Consider the following 22,846-nt stretch of genomic DNA (forward strand, 5'->3'; position numbering starts at 1 on the left):
ATTCGGTGCGTGAAATTTTACTCGTCTCCATTGCGGGGCCAGATCGTCCGGGCATCAGTGCCGTGCTAACGCAGGCCTTATCGGCGCATCAGGTCAACATTCTGGATGTCAGCCAAGCGGTGATTCATGATCAATTAACCCTAGGGCTAGTGATTGAAACGGGCGGGGAGAATGACTCGGCGCTGCTGATGCGGGCCGTGCTTTTTGAGGCGCATGCCTTAGGCCTGCAAGCCCGATTCACGCCGATTAGTGCCGACAGTTATCACCATTGGGTCGCGGGGCATGGTAAGGCGCGCTATATCCTGACGCTGCTCGCCCGCAAAATTACCGCCGAACATCTGGCAGCACTTACCAAGCTCATCGCCGATCAAGGCTTGAATATTGATGGCTTGCAGCGCCTATCAGGCCGTGTGTCGCTAGAGGATGAGCAGACCGATGCCCGCGGCAAAGCCTGCGTTGAATTCTCAGTGCGTGGTGAGCCGCGCAATGTCGATGCCATGCGCAGTGAGTTCCTGCGCTTAGCAGGCGAGCTCGGTGTGGATATTGCCTTCCAAAAAGACAACGCCTTCCGCCGTAATCGTCGCCTAGTCTGTTTTGATATGGACTCCACACTCATTGAGCATGAGGTCATTGATGAACTGGCCAAGGCGGCCGGCGTGGGTGAGCAAGTGGCAGAAATTACCGAACGTGCGATGCAGGGCGAGCTCGACTTTATCCAAAGTTTTGAGGCGCGGGTGGCGTTGCTGAAGGGTTTGGATGCCTCGGTTTTGGAGTCTATTGCGCAGTCACTCAAACTCACCGAAGGGGCGGAGCACCTCATGCGGACCCTGAAAGCGCTGGGGTATAAAACTGCGATTCTTTCTGGCGGCTTCACCTATTTCGGCGAGTATTTGCAACGCAAATTAGGCATTGATTATGTTTATGCTAATGCCCTGGAAATCGAGGACGGTAAGGTTACTGGACGTGTCGTAGGGCGCGTGGTGGATGGCCAGCGTAAGGCAGAATTGTTGCGGGAAATCGCCGCCAGTGAGGGCGTGAACCTAGAGCAGGTTATTGCCGTGGGTGATGGTGCCAACGACCTGCCCATGTTGTCGATTGCCGGCCTTGGCATCGCTTTCCGTGCGAAGCCGCTGGTGAAAGCCAATGCCAAACAAGCCATCAGCACCTTAGGGCTGGATGGCATTTTGTACCTGCTCGGTGTGCGCGATCGCGACGTGGAGCTAGCTTAAGGTCTGCTGACACATCGCCATAAAGTCAGTCAGGCTGCGAGTCGCATATTTGTTACGATGCCGCAGCATAAATAGCGAGCGTTTTAGGTTCAGGAAGGGCGTGGGCAGTACCACCAGCGTGCCTGCCGATAGCCCTTCTTTCAGCGTTAATCGTGACGCGCAGGCAATGCCAATACCGGCCTCTACTGCACCCCGAATGGCCTCAGTATGACTGAGCTCTAAACGCACCTTCAGCGTGGGTAGTTTTCCCGCAACCGCATTATCAAACACCTCTCGCGTGCCTGAGCCGGCCTCACGCAAAATCCACTGTGCGTCGTTAAAGTCAGCAGCATGCAGTGATGGCTTACGAGCCAACGGGTGTTTTGCACTGGCAAAAATGACTAGCTCATCCTCCAGCCACGGCAGCACTTCGATGTCCGGTTCATGGCAAAAACCCTCAATAAAGCCCACATCGCAGCTGAATTGACGTACAGACTCAATGACATGACGGGTATTGCCGACCTCAAGAGCGATTTCCGACTCTGGGTAGGCTTGCAGGTAGTTGCCGATGCATTGGGGCATCAGGTAATTACCGATAGTCAGGCTGGCACCGATGCGCAAACGACCCTGACCCGGACGATTGCCCGAGGCGATATCTTCAATTTCCTGCGCGCGCGCGACCGTTTCCTGGGCCAATGGCAGCAGGCGATGACCGAGGTCATTGAGCTGTAACCGACGCCCCAGACGATCAAACACTTTGGCATTCAGTTGCGCTTCTAGATCCGCCAGCGCCATGCTGGTCGCGCTCTGTGTCAGGTTCAGCCATTTTGCCGCTTGGGTCACGCTGCCCTCGCGGGCCACGGCAGAGAAAACGTCGAGCTGTCTGAGGGTGATGCGCATGCGGGGACTCGGTCATCGTGAAAGTTTGACTGGAGTTTACGCTGACCTAGCCATAAAAAAACCCGCGAAACGAGTTCGCGGGTTTTGGGTGTTACCGGAGCAGTCGGTTAGATGGGGAGGCCACCTGTGATACCGCCCAACAAGCCACCGAGCAGACCACCGAGTACGGGGCCAACAACAGGGATTTGGTTGAGTGCGTCTAGGCCTGGAACTGCGCCGCCGCCGGTGCCTGTACCAGCGCCGCCACTGAGGATGCCATTTAAGGTGTCAATTACCGGCGCTAACGCAGCATCATCTGCAGCAACTAGGGCGTCGACGAGGTCATTAAGCTGGCCAAGTGCTTCACCGCTGGAGGTGACTTCATTGAGGACGCCTGTCAGTGGTGCGAGCGCGCCTGCATTAGGATCAACCAGCATATTCACCAAGTCTTGAACTGGTGTGAGCGGCGTGTTGCCCAGCAAGTTATCAACAGTGTCTTGCACGCCGGAGATAACGCCATCGCTGGTGCCACCACCGGTGCCGCCACCTGCCGAAGGGATTAAGCCAGCCAGCGGATTGCTACCACCGCCCGCGCTCAGACCGCCTGCCAAACCCTGCAGCGCTGCAGCAATTTCGGCGGGGTCTTGGTTGGTGAGCAGGCCAACCAGAACGCCGTTAAGCGCAGTGATGACCGGTGCAAGAGCAGCATCGTCAGCAGCAATTAAGCCATTAACCAGTTCAGACAGCGGGCCAAGTGGGCCACCCGATACGTTGGTGAGGTCTTCCAGAGCGGCTGTTAAGGGCTCCAGAGCGCCAGACTGTGGATCCAGCAGCGTATCTACCAGTTCAGATACTGCCACTAGTGGGGTGTCATTCGTGACGTCACCCAAGATGCCTTGAACTTGAGTGATCAAACCGATGTTGCCAGTGCCACCACCCGTACCACCACCTGTGCCAGGCAATGCGCCAGCGCCGCCGAGTGCACCCAGCAGGGCTGTTAACGGATTGGCGTCGCCGCCCAGTGTCAACAGGGCATCGAGCGGGGTGCCTGTTGGGCCTGTGCTGCCGCCGCCTTCACCACCACCGAGACCCGCTAAAGCCTCTGCAATCGCTGCGGGATCAGCCCCTGCATTGAGCAGAACCAGAATCGAGTTTAGGCCTTGGATAACCGGTGTCAGAGCGCCGTCTTCATTGGCACCAACTAGGGTAACGAGGAGATCATTTACTGGGCCAAGTTGACCAGTTGGGCCAATCAGTTCTTCAAGAGCGCTTGTTAGTTCGCCCAGTGTTCCGTTAGTGCCAATCAGGTTGTTCAGTACGTCGCTGAGTGGGCCAGCAGGAGTGTCTTCTAGCAGATCGCAAAGCGCGCCCTGAGTTGTTGTGATAGCACCAGAAGGCTGAAGGTTTTGGCAAACATTCGAAGAAGTGTTTGTGTCGGTGTTGGTGTTGGTGTTGCTGCCAGTGGAGTTGCCATCGGCATTACAAGCAGCGAGACCAGCGGCCAAGGCTAGGTAAGCAGCCAATCGAGTCAGTTTAACGTTGTGCATAAAAACCTCTGTGACCCGTTGGGGGCCCGCTTATCAATGAAAAAGTGATGTCTACTAAAATCAGCAAACCTTTACAAAGCGCATCCTAGGCGGCGACCAGGTGTTACACAGTCTGCAAACTGTCTTGCTTTTGTAACTGACTGTTAAGTCGTTGCTGATTCATGAGGCATTTAAGGGCGCGAATCATAGAGAGGGCGATGCTTTTTGTCATCGCTTTGTTTCAGATAAAAAACAACCCCAGCTAGGTTTCCCTGGCTGGGGTTGTTTTTACAGGCTGAGATACAGGACGTATCAGCGCTCACAGGCGCGGAGATTAGCCTCCAAGAAGGCCGCCTAGGCTGCCCAAAATACCTCCCACAATAGGAAGGCTGCCCAATAACCCGGTGCTGCCGCCCGTGCTCGTGGTGGTAGGCAGTGTGGTGATGGTGGTGAGCAGTGTGGTGACCACATTGTTGTTTGTGCCGGCAGCTGATGTGATGGCACTGGTTAAGTTCGAAATGACCGTTGTGGATGGCACACCGCCTCCCATGCTCACATCCAATGCTGAGGTCAGCGATGTTACGAGTGAGGTTAGGGCATTTGTGTTGGTGCTGCTGCCATTGCAGTCGCCGAACAGGGCGAGTGAGCAAGACAGCGGTGCCAGTGCGGTAAGTACCGGGGTCAGTACAGAATTGTCCACTTGTGTTAGCAGCGTCGTGTTGAGCGTATTGGTCAACGTGTCGATGCCATTGTTGAGCTGCGTATTGCCACTGTTTACGGCGCTAATAAACTGAGCATTACCAGAGGCTGCCGCCAGCGTGCCAAGGAGGCCGGTAGGTGCAGTCAACAAGTTGCTGACATTGGTGAGGGTGTTATTCAGTGTGTTGCCCACGCTCACACCCGTACCGCTTTCCAGTGTGTTTAGCGTGACACCAAGGTCTGCTAATACGCTACCCAGTGTTTGCACCACTTCCCCTGCCAGTGGGATTTGTCCGCTGCCTGGAAGGTTGTTGTAGCCGTCTACGATGGCATCACCCACGGTTGCAAGGCCTAAGCCTAGGCTATCCACTAGCTGGCCATTCAGTGGCACAGGGGATGCGCCACCTGGGGTGCCGAGCGCAGTCAGTAGTGGGGCCAGTAATGCGTCTAAAGGCGTACCGGTTGGGCCGCCGGCTGGTGTGCCGGGTGCGCCAGCCGTGCCAAGCCCGGCCAATGGTGTGCCGGCAAATGGGTTATTACCCCCGGAAAACAGAGCAATCAGGTTTTGCAGTTGTTGCGCTGGGTCACTACCGGTGCAGACGCTGCCACGTTGACCTGCAAGGGTGGCTAGCGCGCAGGGCAGCGTTTGGGCCAGGCTTGCTACGGACGGTGGCAGTGCGCTGAGACCTTCTTGGATTTGACCCGCTGCGATGCTGAAACCTGCAGGGGTTGGATTGGCCAGAATGGTTTGTACGCCATCCAGTAGGCCAGACACCGTAGCGTCAGGGCCGGTCAACAAATTGTTAACTACCGGGTTGAGTGCAATCAGAAAGCCACCAATGTCGAGGGGGCTGCCTGCTGGTGTATTTTGTTGAACCGTGGTGCCCAGATTCACCAACACACCCGAAAGTTGGTTGCGCGTGTCGGACAAAATTAGGCTGCTGCTGCCACCCGTACCGCCACCCGTACCGCCTGTGCCGCCACCAGTCCCACCTGTTCCTCCGGTTCCAGTTCCGCTCGAGCTGCCGCCATCGGCGCCGCAGCCTGCAAGGCTTAGGGCAATCATTAGACCGGCTGCCAAGCCAGTGAGTTTGAGTTTATTCATCGTATTTTCCTCATGGCAAAATGCCGGTTGCTGACGCAGTGCGAAAGAGCAACTGCTGACATTTGCAACCGTAGCAAGTGCTTAGAGGGTGGCGTACAGAGGTTTAGTTGTAGCTTGGTTGCACGATATGAAGGGCGTAAAGCGGGTGTTTAGGCGAGGTTGTGGAGTGTCTGCGCTGCGTAACCTTGTGTACGCAGCGCAGAAAGGGGCTGTGGAGACGGCGGCGTGTTAGCAGGCGCTGCCGAGTCGTTCGCCCATGCGCGTCGGTGTGCCAGCGGCATAGCGCTCATCCCAGCCCATCACATCGGGTCCGAACAGCACAATTGCAGTGGAGCCGAGGCGGAAGCGGCCCATTTCAGCACCTCGATTCAGCGTGATTTGCTGCCCTTCTGGAAACTCGCGTACGCGGACTTCATTGCCGATGGGCTCTACGCCGCCCCAAACGGTCTCGATGCTGGCAACGATCATGGCACCAACTAATACAACCACCATCGGACCCAGGGTTGTGTCGAAGTGAGCTACGAGGCGCTCATTGCGGGCAAATAGATTGGGCACATTTTCGGCCGTGCGTGTGTTCACGGAAAACAGCTCGCCCGGTACATAGACGGACTTGGTCAGGCGTCCTGCGAGTGGCATATGCACCCGATGGTAATCGCGCGGGGATAAATACACCGTGGCAAATTGGCCGCCAATATAAGCTGCCGCATCGGTATCGCTGGCGAGTAAGTCACTCAGTGAGTAGCTGTGACCCTTGGCTTGGAAAATCTGATCTTGCGTGATGGGGCCGAGCTGAGAAACAGCACCGTCCGCTGGGCACAATATGCTGTCTGGGCGACTATCCAATGGACGCGCGTTGGGTTTGAGTGCGCGCGTAAAGAAGGCGTTGAAGTTTTCATAGGCCGACAAGTTGGGCTCGGCGGCCTCGCTCATGTCTACTTGGTAGCGTGCGGCAAAGCGTGTGATGAAGGTGTCTTTGATCCAGGGCGTGCGGCTATCTGCCAAGCTACCCACGAGTCGTGACAGGCCATGTTGAGGAATCAGGTATTGCGGCAGTGTCAGTAGGCGGTCGCGCAGCAGAGCCATGGTGATGTTTTCCTTGTGCAAAAAAGTGTGCCGACCTTCGGGTACGTCCGGTGCAGGCATTAAAGCGGCGATGGTAATGCAGCCGAGGCTGGACTACCAAGCCTCGGCGTAAGGAACTTCGAGGCCTTAAGCGGCCTTTTGCGCACGCACCCAGAAGCCATTGAGTACGGCCACCCCATTAACACCATCCACCGCTTGATCATCGGTAAGGTCGTTGAGGCTGGCGCCGGCATGCTTTTCAGCCACCGACAAGTGTGTGCCGACCCGGTCGTGGCCCCAGCCATGCGGCACACTGGCAACGCCGGGCATGATGCTGTCGCTAATCTGCACGGGTAGGCAGATTTCACCCACCCGGCTGCGCAGCGTTAACAAGTCACCTTCACCAATGGCCAGTGCTGCTGCATCGTGCGGATGCAGCAGCACGGTGCAGCGGTCTTTGCCTTTCACTAAGCGGTGCGCGTTGTGCATCCACGAATTATTGCTGCGCACATGGCGTCGGCCAATCACCAGCAGCGCGTGACCGGGGCCTGCAAGCTGCTCGGCTGGGGCCGTTGTCAAGGCGCCTTGCAGCGCCTCGATAAAGTCCTGAGGGCTCAGCTGAATGCGTTGGCTATCGGTGAAAAGTCGTTGTGGGAAGGCGCGTTGAAGTGCGCCTAAGTCCTTGCCATGCGGATGCTGCTTTAGTGTGCGAATACTCAGGCCTTGAGCCGCGCCACTGAGCGGCCCGAAACCGGCCAGAGCCTTGCCCAAGTGTTTGCGTTGCGCGACTTGCTTTTGCAGCCACGTTTTCACTTGGCCAAAGAGCGGGGCAGTTAAGCCATTGTCACTGAGTAGGCTGCTGGCACGTTGCAGCCAAGCGGCCTGCTGACCATAGGGGCCGACACGCAGCAGAATATCCAGAACACCCTCTAGGCCAAGGCGCTGCACCAGCTTTTGGGAGGCGCGTGCCTGCCAGCGCTCACTGCCGGGCTCGGTGCTCATGCGTAAGGTCAGTTCGAGCAGAATTTCCCAATCATGGCGGGCATCTTCAGACTTTGTGAGCAGGGGCGGTGAGTACTTGGCGACATTTCGTACGGCCAGGGTGTTGAAAATGACATCGTAGTAGGGGCGCTCTAGTGGCCCGGTCGGCGGCAAAATGAAATGGGCGTGACGCGTCGTTTCATTAATGTAGTAGTCGACCGCGACATAGCAATCCAGCGTGGCCAGTGCCTCATCGAGCTGGCGGCCATTGGGCGTGGACAACACCGGATTGCCCGCATGGGTGATGAGGCCACGGATCTGACCCTTGCCTGGCGTCAAAATTTCTTCAGCAAAGGCGGCCACGGGCAGCTCACCGCCAAACTCCGGCAAGGCGCGCACACGGGACTTAAAGCGCCCGAATGAACCTTGTAAGCCTTGGCTGGTCGCGCTAAGGGCAACGAGGTCGATGGCGGGGCGTGTGAACATCATGCCGCCTTCGTGATCTAGGTTGCCGGTAACGATATTCAGGACAGTAACCAGCCACGTGGTGAGCTGGCCATGCTGCTGCATGGACGTGCCGCAACGCGAATAGGCGCAGGCATGGTTGCTGGCTGCAAATTCGCGGGTCAGGCGGCGAATGGTATCGGCACTAATGCCCGTGAACTCTGCAGCCTGTTCAGGGCTGAAATCAGCCACCGCCTGTTTGATGGCATCAAGACCATCAATCATTTCGCTGAGGTGGCGCGGGCGTGCCAAGCGTTCAGCGAAAAGCACCTGCAGCATGGCGGCAATCAGGTAAAGGTCGCTGCCAGGACGAATGAAGACATGCTCATCGGCTTTATCGGCAGTCTCGGTACGGCGCGGATCGATGACGGTGACGCGCCCGCCACGCTGGCGAATAGCTTTAATACGGCCCATCGGGTCGCCAGCGGACATCAGGCTGCCGTTGGATGCGCCGGGGTTGGCGCCGATGATGAGCAGGTGCTCGCAGCGATCCAGATCCGGAATAGTAAAAAGCGCCTGATTGCCGAATAGCTTGTAGCTGGTGAGCATATGCGGCAGCTGATCGACGCTGGTGGCGCTGAAGCGATTTCGTCCGGCAAAGGCACGGATCAGGTTGGGCAGAAAAAGAATCGCGCCCGCGCTGTGTGCCGTTGGGTTGCCGGCATAAACCGCCAGACTGTGTTTGCCATGTTCGCTGCGAATGGCCTTAAATCGGTGCTCGATTTCCTCATAGGCATTCTCCCAGCTCACCGGCATCCACTCTGAGCCGACGCGCTTCATGGGCTGGCGCAGACGATCCGGATCACTTTGCAAATCCTGCAGCGCCACCGCTTTCGGGCAGATATTGCCTCGGCTGAGCGGGTCGTCCGGATCGCCTTTGATGGACAGGATTTGGCCGCCTTCGTGCTCAATAATGATGCCGCACATGGCTTCGCAGAGGTGGCAAGTACGGAAGTGCTGCTGGGTGTTGGCCATTGAGGGCTCCGGCCGAAAATGCTCGGCTCTTGTTATGGGGCGGCGCGGGACGGCCAGCTGACACTGACCACGGCATCGGGTAAGCGGAAGCTGTGTAGCTGCCAAGCGCCTAGGAGTGGATGCTGCACGGCATCGTCACAGGTGTCCAGTGTGTTGAGTTGCAAACGTAGGCCCAGGCCGTGCGCTTTCAGAACGGCTTCTTTGCGCGTCCAAATCTGCAGCCAGGTGGCGGTGCTTTCGTATACTTCGGCGGCACGCCAGGCCATCTGTTCAGTTGGGTGAAAATAGCGCTCGGCAAGTGCGGCAAAGCTCGGCCGACGACCAAGATCTTCAATGTCAACGCCCACAGGTTCGTGACCCGTTCGCCAGCTAAACGCGAACCAGTGTTGGCTGTGCGAAACGTTAAATTGTAGGGCGCAGTTGGCGATATAGGGTTTGCCAGCCGGCGTGCGTAACACCTCCGGCGTGTACCCGAGTAACTCGGTCAGCCAGTCCAAAAGCAGGGTGGGCGAGTCGGGCGCGGTATCGCATTTTTGCAGCAGCCAGACCTGCACATCCGTGGCGGGAACGCTATAAAGCAAACGGCCGCTGCTTCCGGTAGGGAAAGCAGCGGCCGTGGTCAGCACGCGGGTGACAGCTTAGAACAGTACGCGGGTGCGGATGGTGCCATTCACTTGCTGCAACTTAGCCAGTGCAAGCTCGGAGTACTCGGCATCGACATCCATGACGAGATAGCCAATGGAGTCGTTGGTCATCAGCGATTGCGCGCTAATGTTGATGCCGTTTTCGGCAAACACCAGGTTGATTGCCGACAGCACACCGGGGATGTTGTTGTGAATGTGCAGCAGACGGTGCTTGCCCGGCGATTGAGGAACAGCCACTTCCGGGAAGTTAACGGAGGTGATGGTGGCGCCGCTGTCGGAGTAGCGAGCGAACTTCTCGGCTACTTCGAGACCGATGTTGGCCTGTGCTTCCAGCGTCGAGCCGCCGATGTGAGGCGTCAGGATGACGTTGTCAAGACCGCGCAGCGCCGACAAGAATTCTTCGTCATTGGCCTTAGGCTCTTTCGGGAATACGTCGATGGCGGCGCCATTGAGGTGCTTCGATTTGATGGCATCGGCCAGCGCTTCGATATCGACCACGGTGCCACGCGCCGCGTTGATAAAGATCGCGCCCTTTTTCATCTTGGCGAATTCGGCAGCGGCCATCATGTCCTTGGTGGAGGGCAGTTCCGGCACGTGCAGAGTGACCACATCGGCGGTGGCCAGCAATTCGTCCATGGTGCCGACTTGACGCGCATTGCCCAGCGGCAGTTTGGTCACTACATCGTAGTAAATCACTTGCATGCCCAGCGACTCGGCCAGAACAGACAGCTGCGAACCAATCGAGCCATAGCCGACGATGCCCAGCACCTTGCCACGGGCTTCGTAGGAGCCTTCGGCCGACTTCGACCAGCCACCGCGGTGCACGAGGAAGTTTTTCTCAGGAATGCCGCGCAGCAACAGGATCAGCTCGCCCAGCACCAGCTCGGCAACCGAGCGGGTATTTGAATAGGGGGCGTTGAATACCGGAATGCCGCGCTTCATGGCAGCCTTCAAATCCACTTGGTTGGTGCCGATGCAGAAGCAGCCGACCGCAATCAGTTTATTGGCCGCGGCAAAGACTTTTTCCGTGAGCTGGGTGCGCGAGCGAATGCCAACGAAGTGAGCGTCTTTGATTTTTTCGATCAGGGCGTCTTCGTCGAGGGCACCACGCAGGTACTCAATATTGGTGTAGCCATTGTTGCTGAGCACGTCGAGAGCGTTCTTGTGAACGCCTTCCAGCAGCAGGAAACGGATTTTGGCTTTGTCGAGGGAGAGCTGGCTCATGGCGCAAGGACTCGTGTCATCAAAAAGGAAGTCGCGAATGTTAGCACACACTGTCCACCTGTTAGAATGCGCACATTCTTCTGTTCTCGAGAGATTGCCATGAGCCTCGCGCCTGAAACGCTGTCCCGCTTGCAAGCCATCGTCGGTGAAAATCGTGTTCGCACGGATGCTGACAGTCTGAAGACCTGGGGCTGCGACTGGACCAAGATGTACACGCCCGCGCCCACGGCGATTGTCTTTCCGACGACGACCGAGCAGGTGCAGGCGGTGGTGCTGCTGGCTAATGAAGTCGGCTTCGCGATTGTGCCTTCAGGTGGCCGTACCGGGTTGTCGGCAGGCGCGGTGGCTGCTCACGGCGAGGTCGTCATCAGCTTTGACTACATGAACAAAGTGCTGGAGTTCATTCCAGAGGACCGCGCGGTGCGCATCCAGCCGGGTGTGGTCACCGAGCAGCTGCAGAATTTCGCGGAAGAACAGGGCCTGTATTACCCCGTTGATTTCGCTTCGGCGGGTTCGTCGCAACTCGGCGGCAACATCGGCACTAATGCGGGCGGTATCAAGGTCATTAAGTACGGCATGACGCGTAACTGGGTGCTTGGCCTCAAGGTCGTCACCGGTAAGGGCGACATGCTTGAACTCAATAAAGACATGATTAAGAACGCCACCGGCTACGATCTGCGTCATCTCTTTATTGGTGCAGAGGGGACGCTGGGTTTGGTCGTGGAAGCGACCATGAAGCTCGATCGCGCGCCGCGCAATCTGCAGGTCATGGTGCTGGGCACGCCAGATTTTCCAAGTGTGATGAATGTACTCAAGGCCTTCCAAGCGCGATTAGACCTGACGGCTTTCGAATTCTTCTCGGAACTCTCGGTGCAGTTAGTGACGGCGCATCAGGGCATTCCGCGTCCGTTTGATACCGCCACACCGTTCTATGCGCTGCTGGAGTTCGAGGCGCTGTCTGAGGATATGGCCGATGAAGCCATGGCTATTTTCGAGCAATGCGTGGCAGAAGGCTGGGTAGTGGATGGCGTGCTTGGCCAGTCCGAAACTCAGGCAAAAAACCTGTGGCGTTTACGCGAAGACATTTCCGAGACTATTGCTCAGTACACGCCATACAAGAACGACATCTCGGTGTTGATTCAGCGTGTGCCGGCCTTTATTGCCGATATTGATGCCATTGTGGCCGCGCAATATCCGGACTTCCGCGTAGTTTGGTTCGGGCATATTGGTGACGGCAACCTGCACTTGAATATCCTCAAGCCCGCTGATCTGGCAAAGGAAGACTTCTTTGCCAAGTGCAAGAGCGTGAACACGCAGGTGTTTGAGACGGTGCAGCGCTACAACGGGTCGATTTCCGCCGAGCATGGTGTGGGGATGACCAAGAAGCCTTATCTCACCTATACGCGCTCGCCTGTTGAGGTTGAATATCTCAAGGCCATCAAGCAGGTGTTTGATCCGAACAATGTGATGAATCCGGGCAAGATTTTCGATTTGTGAGGTTCGCTGGCGTAGTGGAGTGACACTGTTCGGGATCGCCGCAAGTACGGTCCAGCCGGCGCGCTACATCGCGCCGTCGTTCGTGCAGTCCGGAGCGTTGCTCCGGCAAACCCTGCACTCACCCATGTAGGCTCTCACGCGCCATCCATGGCGCGTGACGTCCCGTACAGTGTCGCTCCGCTGCGCCAACAGCGCTCCCGTTCTGAATCTCGCGCTGGGTTCGTGCAGTGGTTCGAATTTATCGTGGTGTGGCATTCATGCGCAGCTTCGTTTGAGCTCGCGTGGCGGGGTGGGATTTCCCGTGATGGGACGTTGTGCGCCATGGATGGCGCACGAGAGCCTACAAGGATGTATTCACGGCGGTCCTAACAGGGGAAATCCCACCCCGCCAAAGCCCGTCAAAAAGGAACTGAGAATGACCTACCAACACCAATGGCAAGATGGAACACCAGTGAGCTGGCCCGTCGGCAAGGTGGTCTGCGTTGGCCGTAATTACGCCGCGCATGCTCGCGAACTCGGTAATGCCGTGCCGGATGCGCCGATCCTGTTTTTGAAGCCCGCGACGGCGCTGGTGCCGCTAGGTCCGGATTTCGCGATTCCGAGCGGACGCGGCAGTTGCCATCACGAGACCGAGATCTCACTGTTGATTGGCTCGGCGCTGACGGGGCAAGTCAGTGAAGCAGAGGCACGGGCGGCAATTGCCGGCATCACGCTGGGCTTGGATCTGACGCTGCGCGATGTGCAGAACCAGCTCAAGCAGCAGGGGCATCCGTGGGAAGTTGCTAAGGCTTTTGATGGCGCGGCACCGATGGGGACGTTTTCGCCGTTGTCAGCAGCGACGGATCTCGCGGATCTGAGTTTTACGCTTTTCGTCAATGGCGAAGCGCGTCAGCAAGGGCATAGCGCTGACATGATCACGGCCATCGTTCCTCTGCTGCAGTTCATCGCAACTATTTTTACGCTGCAACCCGGTGACGTGGTGATGACGGGCACACCGGAGGGCGTGGCGGCGCTTAACGCGGGCGATGCGTTGGTTCTGACCTTGGGCGAGCGATCTTGGATGACGCGCGTACGCTAAATATTTACTTATTAGGGCGCAGCGCGTACCAGCGAAGCAGCATGTAGCTCACGCCCGTCAGCCCGGTTAGCCCGGCGGGGATGAGCAGCGTGTTGTAGCCGATTTCCTGAAAGCTGACTGCGCCAGCAAGACCGCCGCAGAAGAAAGCTGAGATGACCACCAAGCACAACATCAGCCGCCGCGGCTCCACCGCAACGCCACGCAACGCTTGACCAAGAAAAATACCGAGGTCGGTAAACATACCAGACAGATGCGTGGTGCGTATGACCGCTTTGCTATAGGTCGTGGCCATGCCGTTCTGCAAGCCGCAGGCCGCCGCTGCGAGCCAAAGGCCGGCCATGTGATGACGCTGCAGTAGTGCGGTTGCCAGTACCAGAATCAGCGACTCCAGTATCAGCACGGCACCATAGCGCCTGCCCAGTCGCAGCACCTTGTCCTGGATGATCAGGCCGCTGATCAGCGATCCAAAAAAGAAAGCGAGCAGGATGGCGCCGAGCAATAGCATTTGATGCGCATCGTGTTCGATGACTGCGATGGCAAACAGGCTGGTCGTGCCAGTAAGGTGCGTGACGGCCTGCTGCGAAATGCTGAGAAAGCCGACGACATTGATCATGCCGGCGATAAACGCCAGCAGCCAAGTGCCGACCCAGATCCAGCGCGGTAGCGTTGTCACCCGCCGCTGCCGACATCGCGCTGGAAGCGATGAATTTGCCGACGCTCTTTCTTGTTTGGACGATGGTCCGGATGCGCCAAGTTCATGGCTTGGCGCTGGGCGGTTTGCTCGGCGCGCTCGGCTAAGCTCTCCGGGGTTTCAGCGTAGAGCAACTGTGCCGCGGCGGCCGGGCCGCGCACATCGCTGATCGCGAGCACATCCACGGTCTTGTAATCAAAGCCTTGCCGAATCCGCAGCTGCATGCCCACGGCAACCTCGCGACTGACCTTGATGCGCTGTCCCTGGCAGTGCACATGCCCACTTTCGATGGCGGCCTTGGCCAGCGAGCGCGTCTTGAAGAAGCGCGCCGCCCACAGCCATTTGTCGATGCGGGTACGCGCATGAGAGGCATTGTCACTCATGGCAGTGGGGCTCCCGGTGAGTGGAGTAAGGGCGGCTGGCCCAGCTCAATAAACTGATCAATTGCAGCGTGACGCAAGTGGGTGCGGGAGGGCTTTTGGCTGTCCGGCGTGGATACGCAAATCACTTGGCCTATTCCGAAGCGCACGGCGCTATCGAGCACGGATTCACTGTCATCCACAAACAGGGCACGGGCGGGATCGAAGGCATGCGCAGCATGAAGGGCCTGCCAGAAACGCTGATCCTCCTTCGGCGCGCCGTAGTCATGCGAGCTAACCACCACATCAAAAAAGTGGCCGAAGGCAATTTCGGCGAGTTTGATTTCAAGGCTGGCGCGGTGTGCATTCGTGGCTAACCACAGTGAGCGACCACTGGCCTTTACGGCGGCAAGAAAGCTGAAGGCATCGGCGCGTTCGCGGATCAAATGCTTGAGGTCTGGTTTGAGTGCGGCCACATCAAAGCCGACTTTTTCACTCCAAAAGTCGGTGCAGTACCAATTGAGCGAGCCTTGATGCGCGGCGAATTGCGCGAGCAGCTCGCTTAAGCCTTGCTCTCGAGGCAGGCCGCATTTATCTGCATACACTTCGGGCAAATACTGCATCCAAAAGCGGTTATCAAAATGCAAATCGAGCACCGTGCCGTCCATGTCGAGGATGACCGTATCAATGCGGGACCAATCTATCATTCGCGCTATCCTGTAAACCTTAAGCACAGTATGCCAAAGCCTATGCGCGCTGCGGCAGGACAAATGAGGCTCATCCATGACAAATCTTGAACTGCCATCTATTGATCGCACGTTGTTGGCGGCGGTATTGCAGGTGGCCGAAGCCGCAGGTGGAGACATCATGGCGATTTATGCGGACAGCAGCCGATGGGGCACGGTCACTAAAGCAGATGACTCGCCGTTAACCGCAGCGGATTTAGCTGCACATCAGCGCATCGTCGACGCGCTCGCTCAGTTAGCAGGGCCCTGGGCACAGTTGCCGGTGTTGTCTGAGGAGTCATCGGCGGATGAGCTGATCTCGCGGCACGACTGGCCTGCGTGTTGGTTGGTTGATCCGCTGGATGGCACCAAAGAGTTCATCGCTCGGAATGGTGAGTTCAGCGTCAATATTGCCTTGGTCTTAGACCACGAAGCGGTGCTCGGCGTGGTGCATGGTCCCGCCACGGGTCTGAGCTATGTAGCGGCAAAAGGTGTGGGGAGTTTTCGGGTGGACGCTTCAGGCTGGCGGACTATCAGGAGCGCAGCCCTTCCTGTTGTGGGTGAGCGACCGATTCAGTTGACGGTGAGTCGTCGCCATGGACTTCAGCAATTAGCACAGTTTGAGCAGGCTGCAGTCGCCGTGTTTGGTGCGATGCAGAGTGTGCCGGCAGGCTCCGCCTTTAAAATTTGTGCGGTGGCGGAAGGCTTGGCAGATGCCTACCCGCGCTTTGGCCCGACTAGCGAATGGGATACAGCGGCAGCCCAAGTCGTCTTAGAAATGGCAGGCGGGCATTTGGTGGATCAGCAGGGGCGCTCCTTCCGATACAACAACCGCAATACGCTGCTTAACGCCAGCTTCCTCGCCGTGGGTTGTGAACCGGAGCAGTGGTTGAGTTTATGGCCCACATAAAAACGCCCATCACAGGGACGGGCGTTTAGTTCACACAAACACGTACTGCGCGCTTAGAACCAGTATTGGTAGACCAACTCGTAACCATGACTCTGGTACTTGGTCGCGCCTTCGTAGTTGTAGCCGATGCTAACGGCGGCATTGCGGCCCACCGGCATCATTACGCTAGTGCCCAGACCAAGCAAGTTCTTTACGGCTTTTTGACCTTCGCTAACAAATGCGCCACCACCACCGACGGTGCCGCTGGTGTTCAGGCCTTCTTGCTTGAACTCATGCAGCCACTGTGCGGTCACACTGGGTTTGATTTGACGGCCGGCAACCGTTGCTTCGGTGACCAGTCGCGCGCCCAAGCCGGAAGTCAGACGCGAAGCAGTTGTGCGGTTAACTGTCAGGGGCGCTAGGCCATTTTCGGTATAGCCATCTTGCTTCAGGTGATCGTATTGCAGGCTAACAAAGGGGGTAACCACCATCTTGCTGTTGGCTACTTCCATGCGCTTGCCTGCGGTAACGCGAGTGCTGAACAGGTCGCCATCAAACTTGCCGGTCATATTGAATGGACCGACGACACGTTGGGTTTTGCTTTGTTGCTTGGTGTAGGCCAGCAAGGCATCCAAGTGCCATGTGCCGTAGTCGCGGCTCAAGTAGCCCGTGCCTTGGTAGCTTTTGATTTCGCTACCAGAGCCTGTGGCGGTGTCACGGGCGTTCACGTCGGTATCAATATAAGTGAATGCGCCACCCACAATCATGTCGTTATCGAGACGGGTATCTGCACCGATCGTGATACCTGCTGAGTTGCTCTTGTAGCCATCAAAACCATTGCGTTGGTCTTGGCGAGCGTTGTTGCCAATGGCCTTAACCCAAGCGCCGTGCTTGATTTCTTTGGTGGCCACAATGCCGCTGGCCACGCCGCGGTGATTGGCTTGCATCGACTTCAGTGAAGCGGGTGCGTAGGCGATCAAGTCGGCATCACGCAGGTTATCAATGCGACTGCCGATGGAGGTGAACGAGAGATTGGTGATGTTGAATAGGGCTTGGCTGGCAGCGTTGGCTGGGTCGCAGGAGATTAACTCTTGATCGTATTCACGCTCGCGTGCTGCAACTTTTAATTCCCACTCTTCATTTTCGTATACATTGCAGGGATTTTTAATTGGAGTAACGCAGCGGGAATTTTCATTACAAATGTCAAAAACTGGAGTTATGTTTGCAACTGCAAAAGCATTCCCCGCCAAAACCGAACCAATAGCAATACAAAGAAGTTTTTTATTCTGTGTCATGAGGTCACCCCAAAATGAAAGCCTGCTAGAAATGCAGGGGCACCATATATTGGGTTAAGCCTTTGCAGCAGAATGTACATTATTTGTAACTTTAGACGGCCGGCGTAAACCAAATCCCTCGTAAAGAAAAAGGGTCTTCGCGTTTGAGCGGGCATGATAGCCCGAGCAAACGCGAAGACCCTTTTTCGAATCCCTTACCAGGCCTTTTCTAAAATCGCCATGATCTCTGCGCGATCGGCTTCCTTTGGATTGATGATGATGGCGCCGTCATCCAGCGTCAGCTCCGCAATTTGAGCTAGCTGCTCGCGCGTGACCTTGCCGGTTTCCCTCAGGGTGCGCGGGAGTTTGCAGCGATTGAAAATTTCGTCACGCATGCGACGGATTTCAGCGATGGCGCGATCGGCGCGCTCCGCTACCGGCGTCGCGGCATAGACATCGGCACCGGCCAACGGCAGTAGCAATTCGGCAATACGGTCGCCGTTCTTATCCTTGTTGTATTCCAGCGCGAAAGGCAGGAACAAGTTCATGCACAGACCGTGCGGCAGGTGGCAAACAGCGCCAAGCGAGTGACCTAGTGCGTGCACCAAACCCACCATCGCATTGGAGAACGCGACACCGGCCATGGTCGACGCTTGAGCGAGCTCTAGGCGGCCATCGGCATCGGTCGGGTTGTCGAGCACATTGAGCAAGTTGTCGGTAATTTTCTTGATGGCGCCCGTTGCGTAGGCATCGCTGATCGGGTTGTGTGCCAGGCAAGTGAAGGCTTCGACGGCATGCGTCAGTGCATCCATACCGGTCATGGCGGTGATGTGCGGTGGCAGCGTCAGCGTCATGCGCGAATCGAGCACGGCAGCATTCGGCATCAGGAAATACGACACGAAAGGCATTTTCACGCCTTTCTCGGTGTCGGAAATCACGGCGATGGCGGTCGTTTCCGAGCCGGTGCCGGAGGTGGTGGGCACCACGAACAGCGGGCGCAGCGGACGCTTCAGCACATGCGCGCCAGAGTATGCGAGCAGGTCGTCGCCGCCTTCGGATGCGAGAATATTCACAGCCTTGCTAGTGTCGATCACCGAGCCACCGCCAACAGCGATGATGGCGTCGCAGTTATTGTCACGATAAGCCTTGGCAGCAGCGCGCACGGTCTGCAGCGAGCTGTCTGGCGGGACGTCGTCAAAGATCGCCGCAATGCTGGCACCGGCGGCGGCAAAGGCGGCCTCAACATGGGTCAGCAGGCCGACACCACGCACACCTTTATCGGTGATGATGAGCGGGCGTTGCGCGCCCAAAATGTTGAGTTCGAACGGCACATGTTCGAGGGCGGCGTGACCGGCAATGACTTTGACCGGGCAGAAAAATTCGTAGTAGGGCTTGCTCATGATTAGTTTCCTGTGACGAGTGACTTGGCCACGAGGCCGTAGATGCGGGCAGCTTTGCTCAGCTTTTCGGCGAGCGGTACGTCGTCGTAGCGCTTCACGGCGCGCGTGGCGATCAGCTTGGGCAGAATCAGGGTTTCCATGCGGTTCAGGCAGCGCACCAGACGAATGGAGTGCGACACATTGCCATCGGCCACCATGCGGTCATTGGCAAAAGCTTGCGCCGTGCCCTCTTGAAACGAGAAGACGAGGAAGGCATGGGTCATGTGCTTGAAGCGAATCGTCAGATCAGGCTTGCCCGTGGGCTCGTCAATCACCGTAGCGATGCCATTTTCTTGCATACGCAAGAAAAAGTTCGGGCCGACTGGGAAGACGGTCATGCAGATCTGATACCCGGCTGGAAAGGCGGCCAGGTTGCGCTGCACGTCGGCATCAACACGACTGGCAGCCGCCAAGCCGCCACCGACGATTTTCATCATGGTGGTGACATAGGCTTTCTGAGCTTCGTAGCCCAGCGTTTCTTTAGAGAGTTTCATGAGACGCTCGCGTCCTGGGAATGGCGACGCGAGAGTCTAGAGCAATTACTCTATATTTGCCAGCCAGCGCACTTTGCTCGACTTCTGAGGATGGTCCGACAGGCGGTCAAGCAGCCAAGCCATGGTTTTTTGCGCTTCTTCATAGAAGCCAAAGGGCGGGTTAATGACAATTAAGCCGGAGCCATTCAGGCCCAGCGCGTTGTCATCGGGCTGAATCAGTAGCTCGCAGGCGAGCATTTTAGGGATGCCGCTGTTCATCAGCTCGCGGTAGAACTTAACGATGGCCGTGCGTTGCTTAATGGGGAACCAGATCGCGTAAACACCTGTCGGCCATTTGGTATGCGCCGCCACGATGAGTTTGACCAGCTGCGGAAAGGCGTCGCGTTCCAGTTCGTAGGGCGGGTCGATCAGCACCAAACCCCGCTTTTCCTTAGGCGGAATCATCGCGTTCAGGCCTTCATAGGCATTGCGTTGATGCACCGCCACACGCGCATCATCCTTAAAATAATGACGAAGGCTGGCGACTTCGGCGTGCTGAACATCCATGAAAATGGCGCGATCCTGCGTACGGAGCTGGCGAAGGCCGAGCCACGGCGAGCCGGGGTAATGACTGCGACCGCCGGCGGCTTGGCAGGCGAGAATGCCTTGCAGGTAGTCAGCTACCCAGGTGGGTGCGCCACGATGATCGGTCAGCCGTTCAATGCCTTGCAGGTATTCACCGGTTTTTTGCGCTTGCATGCCGTGTAAATCGTAGATGCCAGCGCCAGCATGCGTATCAATAAAGCAGAAGGCGGTATCCTTCTTTTTCAGTGCGGCGAGCAGGCCCATTTGTAGGCTGTGCTTCATCACGTCGGCAAAGTTGCCGGCATGGAAATGGTGACGGTAGTTCATGGTAGCAACATCAAATAATGAGAAACGAATGATACCCGCTTTGCCGCCCTTAGATTGGGCTGCTGTTTTAACCGTGTTGCCCGAGCCGGGCTATGTGGTGTTGCCGGACTTTATACCCGCCTCGCTGGTGACGGCGTTGCGCCACGAGTTGCGCGAGCAGGAGGTGAGCGGGCGGTTTCATGCCGCCGGCATCGGGCGTGGTGCAGCGCAGCAAATTCAACGTCAAATTCGGGGTGATCGTATCGCTTGGCTAGAGGCCTCGTGGCCAGCTGCCGCTGCGTATCTCCAGCTCTTGGATGACCTGCGTCAGCAATTGAATCGCGAGTTGTTTCTGGGTATCGCGGAATACGAGGCGCATTACGCCTGCTATGAGCCCGGCAACGGTTACGGGCGGCACATCGATCGGCATGTCAGCATGGCGGGGTCAGGGCAGGGGCAGCGCGTGATTTCAACGGTGTGCTATCTCAACGAGCCGGGCTGGCCGGCTGATGCGGGCGGGGAGCTGGTGCTTTACCCAGAAGGTGCTACGCCGCTAAGCGTTACGCCGGAGGCCGGCACTTTGGTGGTGTTTCGCAGTGACTCGATGGCGCATGAAGTGCTGCCGGCGAACCAGCAGCGCTTGAGCATTGCCGGCTGGATGCGTACGCGCGATTAAAATTGCCGCGTGCGCAGCAGCACCAAGGTGCAGGCTTCCTCGGTGGCAATGCCGGCTTTTTCAAGCCGTGCTGCCACTGAAGGATGCTCCGCGCCCGGGTTGAAAATGACCCGCGTCGGCTTCAAGGCCAGCAGGCCGTCCACCAGCGGTTCCAAATGCGCAGGGCTGACATACACCGTTACCGTATCCACCTTTTCCGTGATGGCGGTGAGCGAGGCAGCCACCGGCAGGCCGGCGATTTCCCGTTGGATGGGGTTCACCGGAATCACCGTGTGCCCATAGTGGCGCAGCAGGTGAATGGCTTGGTTGCTGTAGCGCTCGGCCTTGGGGCTGGCGCCTAGCACGGCGACGGTTTCAGTCATTACTTGTCCGTCACGGCGCCTTCGGAGGCGCTAGAGACCAACTTGGCATATTTGGCGAGTACGCCACGGGTGTAGTTCGGTTTCGGCTGCACCCACTTCGCCTTGCGCTCGGCCATCACCGCATCGGACACGGCCATGCTGATTTCGCGGGTTTCGGCATCAATGGTGATCTTGTCGCCGTTTTCCAGCAGGGCGATCGGGCCGCCATCAAAAGCTTCTGGCGTGATGTGACCGACCACGAAGCCGTGCGAACCGCCAGAGAAACGGCCATCGGTGATGAGCGCGACTTCCTTGCCTAGCCCCTTGCCCATGACGGCCGATGTTGGCGACAGCATTTCGCGCATGCCGGGGCCGCCTTTGGGGCCTTCGTAGCGGATCACGATGACATCGCCCGCAACCACTTCGCCGTTGAGGATGCCGGCCAGCGCGGCCTCTTCGCCGTGATAGACACGCGCCGTGCCTTCGAAGCGCAGACCTTCCTTACCGGTTATCTTGGCCACCGCGCCGGTGGGCGACAGGTTGCCGTGCAGAATAACCAAGTGCGAGTCTTTCTTGATGGGGTCGCTGAAGGGACGAATGATGTCCTGATCGGCCGGGTAGTCGGCAACCTCGGCGAGGTTCTCTGCCAGCGTTTTACCGGTCACGGTCATGACATCGCCGTGCAGCAAACCGGCATCGAGCATGCGCTTCATCAGCGGCTGGATACCGCCAATGGCGACTAGCTCCGACATCATGTATTTGCCGCTAGGGCGCAGGTCGGCCAGCACCGGCGTGGTCTTGCCGATTTCGGTGAAGTCATCGAGCGTCAGGGGTACATCCACGGCGTGCGCCATGGCGAGCAAATGCAGCACGCCGTTGGTGGAGCCTGCCAGCGCGATGATGACGCGGATGGAGTTTTCGAAGGCCTTGCGCGTCATGATGTCGCGCGGCTTGATGTCGCGGGCGAGCAGCTCAATGACTTGCTGGCCGGCACGGAAGCAGTCCGAGGCCTTGTCGGAAGACGTGGCATTTTGCGCGGAGGAGCCGGGCAGCGACATGCCCAAGGCTTCAATGGCGGAGGCCATGGTGTTGGCGGTGTACATGCCGCCACAGGAGCCGGGGCCGGGAATGGCGGTGTCTTCAATCTGTTTGACTTGAATCAGGTCGATGTCGCCCTTGGCGTGCTGACCCACGGCCTCGAATACCGAGATGATGTCGGTGTGGCCATAACCGGGCTTGATGGTGCCGCCATAAACGAAAATCGATGGACGATTCAGGCGGGCCATGCCAATCAGGCAGCCCGGCATATTCTTGTCGCAGCCGCCTACCGCCACGATACCGTCAAAGCCTTCGCAGCCCGCCACGGTTTCGATGGAGTCGGCAATGACCTCGCGAGACACCAGCGAGTACTTCATGCCTTCGGTGCCGTTGGCAATACCATCTGAAATGGTGATGGTGTTGAAGATCACGCCCTTACCGCCACCCGCGTTAGCGCCCTTCTCGGCTTCTTCAGCGAGCTTGTTAATGTGCATGTTGCAGGGCGTGACGTTGGCCCAGGTTGAGGCGATGCCGATTTGCGGCTTCTTAAAGTCTTCATCAGTGAAGCCCACGGCACGCAACATGGCGCGGCCCGGTGCCGCCTCCACGCCGTCCACGACTTGAGAGGAATACTTACGCATGTTGTCGGTGATTTTTGTCATGTCCGA

21 protein-coding genes are annotated in these 22,846 nt (G+C 57.6%); 5 read left to right on the forward strand and 16 right to left on the reverse strand.

The window, feature by feature from the left end; all coding sequences use genetic code 11:
- Positions 1-5: 5 nt before the first annotated feature.
- Complete coding sequence (serB, locus tag A8710_RS03260; RefSeq protein ID WP_068858152.1) at positions 6-1,229, forward strand: phosphoserine phosphatase SerB; 1,224 nt, start codon at positions 6-8, stop codon at positions 1,227-1,229.
- Here the strand turns inward: serB and A8710_RS03265 are convergent.
- The 7 genes from A8710_RS03265 to serA all read right to left on the reverse strand — a co-directional run bounded on the left by A8710_RS03265 (position 1,221) and on the right by serA (position 10,807).
- Positions 1,221-2,108 carry a LysR family transcriptional regulator gene (locus A8710_RS03265; RefSeq protein WP_068858028.1) on the reverse strand — a complete coding sequence of 296 codons (888 nt, stop codon included), beginning with the start codon at positions 2,106-2,108 and terminating at the stop codon, positions 1,221-1,223. The two genes, serB and A8710_RS03265, sit on opposite strands and share 9 nt — an antisense overlap.
- A 107-nt stretch (positions 2,109-2,215) precedes the next feature.
- Positions 2,216-3,634, reverse strand: coding sequence for a hypothetical protein (locus A8710_RS03270; RefSeq protein ID WP_068858029.1), 1,419 nt, complete (start codon positions 3,632-3,634; stop codon positions 2,216-2,218).
- 313 nt (positions 3,635-3,947) lie between these two features.
- Positions 3,948-5,417 (reverse strand): hypothetical protein, encoded by a 1,470-nt coding sequence (locus A8710_RS03275; RefSeq protein WP_068858030.1) that lies wholly within the window; start codon positions 5,415-5,417, stop codon positions 3,948-3,950.
- A gap of 228 nt (positions 5,418-5,645) precedes the next feature.
- The gene (asd, locus tag A8710_RS03280) at positions 5,646-6,491 is read right to left on the reverse strand and encodes an archaetidylserine decarboxylase (protein WP_198341614.1); all 846 of its coding nucleotides are present in this window, start codon (positions 6,489-6,491) and stop codon (positions 5,646-5,648) included.
- 135 nt (positions 6,492-6,626) lie between these two features.
- Positions 6,627-8,939, reverse strand: a complete 2,313-nt coding sequence (locus tag A8710_RS03285; RefSeq protein ID WP_068858032.1) for a molybdopterin-dependent oxidoreductase — start codon at positions 8,937-8,939, stop codon at positions 6,627-6,629.
- Between the two features lie 32 nt (positions 8,940-8,971).
- The gene (locus tag A8710_RS03290) at positions 8,972-9,565 is read right to left on the reverse strand and encodes a 4'-phosphopantetheinyl transferase family protein (protein WP_082968617.1); all 594 of its coding nucleotides are present in this window, start codon (positions 9,563-9,565) and stop codon (positions 8,972-8,974) included.
- A gap of 12 nt (positions 9,566-9,577) precedes the next feature.
- On the reverse strand, positions 9,578-10,807 hold the full coding sequence (serA, locus tag A8710_RS03295; RefSeq protein ID WP_068858034.1) for a phosphoglycerate dehydrogenase: 1,230 nt from the start codon (positions 10,805-10,807) through the stop codon (positions 9,578-9,580).
- Between the two features lie 99 nt (positions 10,808-10,906).
- On the opposite strand from serA, the gene A8710_RS03300 reads away from it, so the two are divergent.
- Together A8710_RS03300 and A8710_RS03305 are read left to right on the forward strand one after the other, a co-directional pair.
- Complete coding sequence (locus A8710_RS03300) at positions 10,907-12,304, forward strand: FAD-binding oxidoreductase (RefSeq protein WP_068858035.1); 1,398 nt, start codon at positions 10,907-10,909, stop codon at positions 12,302-12,304.
- 415 nt (positions 12,305-12,719) lie between these two features.
- Entirely contained in the window at positions 12,720-13,382 is a 663-nt protein-coding gene (locus A8710_RS03305; RefSeq protein WP_068858036.1) for a fumarylacetoacetate hydrolase family protein, read from the forward strand.
- Positions 13,383-13,386: 4 nt separating this feature from the next.
- Here A8710_RS03305 and A8710_RS03310 read toward each other — a convergent pair whose 3' ends face one another.
- The 3 genes from A8710_RS03310 to yrfG are packed head-to-tail and all read right to left on the reverse strand — an operon-like array spanning position 13,387 to position 15,139.
- Positions 13,387-14,055 (reverse strand): YoaK family protein, encoded by a 669-nt coding sequence (locus tag A8710_RS03310; protein WP_068858037.1) that lies wholly within the window; start codon positions 14,053-14,055, stop codon positions 13,387-13,389.
- Entirely contained in the window at positions 14,052-14,456 is a 405-nt protein-coding gene (locus A8710_RS03315) for an RNA-binding S4 domain-containing protein (protein WP_068858038.1), read from the reverse strand. The genes A8710_RS03310 and A8710_RS03315 overlap by 4 nt, the downstream gene beginning before the upstream one ends.
- Positions 14,453-15,139: a GMP/IMP nucleotidase gene (gene yrfG, locus A8710_RS03320; protein WP_068858039.1), complete on the reverse strand. Its 687-nt coding sequence runs from the start codon at positions 15,137-15,139 to the stop codon at positions 14,453-14,455. The genes A8710_RS03315 and yrfG overlap by 4 nt, the downstream gene beginning before the upstream one ends.
- Before the next feature lie 76 nt (positions 15,140-15,215).
- Between yrfG and cysQ the strand changes: the two genes are divergently transcribed.
- Positions 15,216-16,067, forward strand: a complete 852-nt coding sequence (gene cysQ, locus A8710_RS03325; protein ID WP_068858040.1) for a 3'(2'),5'-bisphosphate nucleotidase CysQ — start codon at positions 15,216-15,218, stop codon at positions 16,065-16,067.
- 53 nt (positions 16,068-16,120) lie between these two features.
- Here cysQ and A8710_RS03330 read toward each other — a convergent pair whose 3' ends face one another.
- The 4 genes from A8710_RS03330 to A8710_RS03345 form a co-directional block, all read right to left on the reverse strand.
- The gene (locus A8710_RS03330) at positions 16,121-17,341 is read right to left on the reverse strand and encodes an autotransporter outer membrane beta-barrel domain-containing protein (RefSeq protein WP_068858041.1); all 1,221 of its coding nucleotides are present in this window, start codon (positions 17,339-17,341) and stop codon (positions 16,121-16,123) included.
- A 194-nt stretch (positions 17,342-17,535) separates the two neighbouring features.
- The gene (locus A8710_RS03335; protein WP_068858042.1) at positions 17,536-18,720 is read right to left on the reverse strand and encodes an iron-containing alcohol dehydrogenase; all 1,185 of its coding nucleotides are present in this window, start codon (positions 18,718-18,720) and stop codon (positions 17,536-17,538) included.
- Positions 18,721-18,722: 2 nt separating this feature from the next.
- Positions 18,723-19,253, reverse strand: coding sequence for a hypothetical protein (locus A8710_RS03340; RefSeq protein ID WP_068858043.1), 531 nt, complete (start codon positions 19,251-19,253; stop codon positions 18,723-18,725).
- A 45-nt stretch (positions 19,254-19,298) separates the two neighbouring features.
- Positions 19,299-20,144 (reverse strand): 23S rRNA (adenine(2030)-N(6))-methyltransferase RlmJ, encoded by an 846-nt coding sequence (locus A8710_RS03345; protein ID WP_068858044.1) that lies wholly within the window; start codon positions 20,142-20,144, stop codon positions 19,299-19,301.
- Positions 20,145-20,172: 28 nt separating this feature from the next.
- Between A8710_RS03345 and A8710_RS03350 the strand changes: the two genes are divergently transcribed.
- On the forward strand, positions 20,173-20,799 hold the full coding sequence (locus A8710_RS03350; RefSeq protein WP_082968618.1) for a 2OG-Fe(II) oxygenase: 627 nt from the start codon (positions 20,173-20,175) through the stop codon (positions 20,797-20,799).
- On the opposite strand, the gene A8710_RS03355 is transcribed toward A8710_RS03350, so the two are convergent.
- Complete coding sequence (locus tag A8710_RS03355; protein WP_068858046.1) at positions 20,796-21,161, reverse strand: CoA-binding protein; 366 nt, start codon at positions 21,159-21,161, stop codon at positions 20,796-20,798. The genes A8710_RS03350 and A8710_RS03355 overlap by 4 nt on opposite strands.
- Positions 21,161-22,840, reverse strand: coding sequence for a dihydroxy-acid dehydratase (gene ilvD, locus A8710_RS03360; protein WP_068858047.1), 1,680 nt, complete (start codon positions 22,838-22,840; stop codon positions 21,161-21,163). The genes A8710_RS03355 and ilvD overlap by 1 nt, the downstream gene beginning before the upstream one ends.
- Between the last annotated feature and the right edge of the window lie 6 nt (positions 22,841-22,846).

This window comes from Perlucidibaca aquatica (genome assembly GCF_001676655.1).
GTDB lineage: Bacteria > Pseudomonadota > Gammaproteobacteria > Pseudomonadales > Moraxellaceae > Perlucidibaca > Perlucidibaca aquatica.

Bases quoted from the DNA above. Each gene is read 5' to 3' on its own strand.
- A8710_RS03265 (WP_068858028.1), bottom strand. From the start codon at position 2,108: ATGCGCATCACCCTCAGACAGCTCGACGTTTTCTCTGCCGTGGCCCGC.
- A8710_RS03315 (WP_068858038.1), bottom strand. From the start codon at position 14,456: ATGAGTGACAATGCCTCTCATGCGCGTACCCGCATCGACAAATGGCTG.
- A8710_RS03355 (WP_068858046.1), bottom strand. From the start codon at position 21,161: ATGACTGAAACCGTCGCCGTGCTAGGCGCCAGCCCCAAGGCCGAGCGC.
- A8710_RS03345 (WP_068858044.1), bottom strand. From the start codon at position 20,144: ATGAACTACCGTCACCATTTCCATGCCGGCAACTTTGCCGACGTGATG.
- A8710_RS03350 (WP_082968618.1), top strand. From the start codon at position 20,173: ATGATACCCGCTTTGCCGCCCTTAGATTGGGCTGCTGTTTTAACCGTG.
- A8710_RS03275 (WP_068858030.1), bottom strand. From the start codon at position 5,417: ATGAATAAACTCAAACTCACTGGCTTGGCAGCCGGTCTAATGATTGCC.
- serA (WP_068858034.1), bottom strand. From the start codon at position 10,807: ATGAGCCAGCTCTCCCTCGACAAAGCCAAAATCCGTTTCCTGCTGCTG.
- A8710_RS03285 (WP_068858032.1), bottom strand. From the start codon at position 8,939: ATGGCCAACACCCAGCAGCACTTCCGTACTTGCCACCTCTGCGAAGCC.
- A8710_RS03270 (WP_068858029.1), bottom strand. From the start codon at position 3,634: ATGCACAACGTTAAACTGACTCGATTGGCTGCTTACCTAGCCTTGGCC.
- yrfG (WP_068858039.1), bottom strand. From the start codon at position 15,139: ATGATAGATTGGTCCCGCATTGATACGGTCATCCTCGACATGGACGGC.
- A8710_RS03305 (WP_068858036.1), top strand. From the start codon at position 12,720: ATGACCTACCAACACCAATGGCAAGATGGAACACCAGTGAGCTGGCCC.
- A8710_RS03340 (WP_068858043.1), bottom strand. From the start codon at position 19,253: ATGAAACTCTCTAAAGAAACGCTGGGCTACGAAGCTCAGAAAGCCTAT.
- cysQ (WP_068858040.1), top strand. From the start codon at position 15,216: ATGACAAATCTTGAACTGCCATCTATTGATCGCACGTTGTTGGCGGCG.
- A8710_RS03300 (WP_068858035.1), top strand. From the start codon at position 10,907: ATGAGCCTCGCGCCTGAAACGCTGTCCCGCTTGCAAGCCATCGTCGGT.
- ilvD (WP_068858047.1), bottom strand. From the start codon at position 22,840: ATGACAAAAATCACCGACAACATGCGTAAGTATTCCTCTCAAGTCGTG.
- A8710_RS03335 (WP_068858042.1), bottom strand. From the start codon at position 18,720: ATGAGCAAGCCCTACTACGAATTTTTCTGCCCGGTCAAAGTCATTGCC.
- A8710_RS03330 (WP_068858041.1), bottom strand. From the start codon at position 17,341: ATGACACAGAATAAAAAACTTCTTTGTATTGCTATTGGTTCGGTTTTG.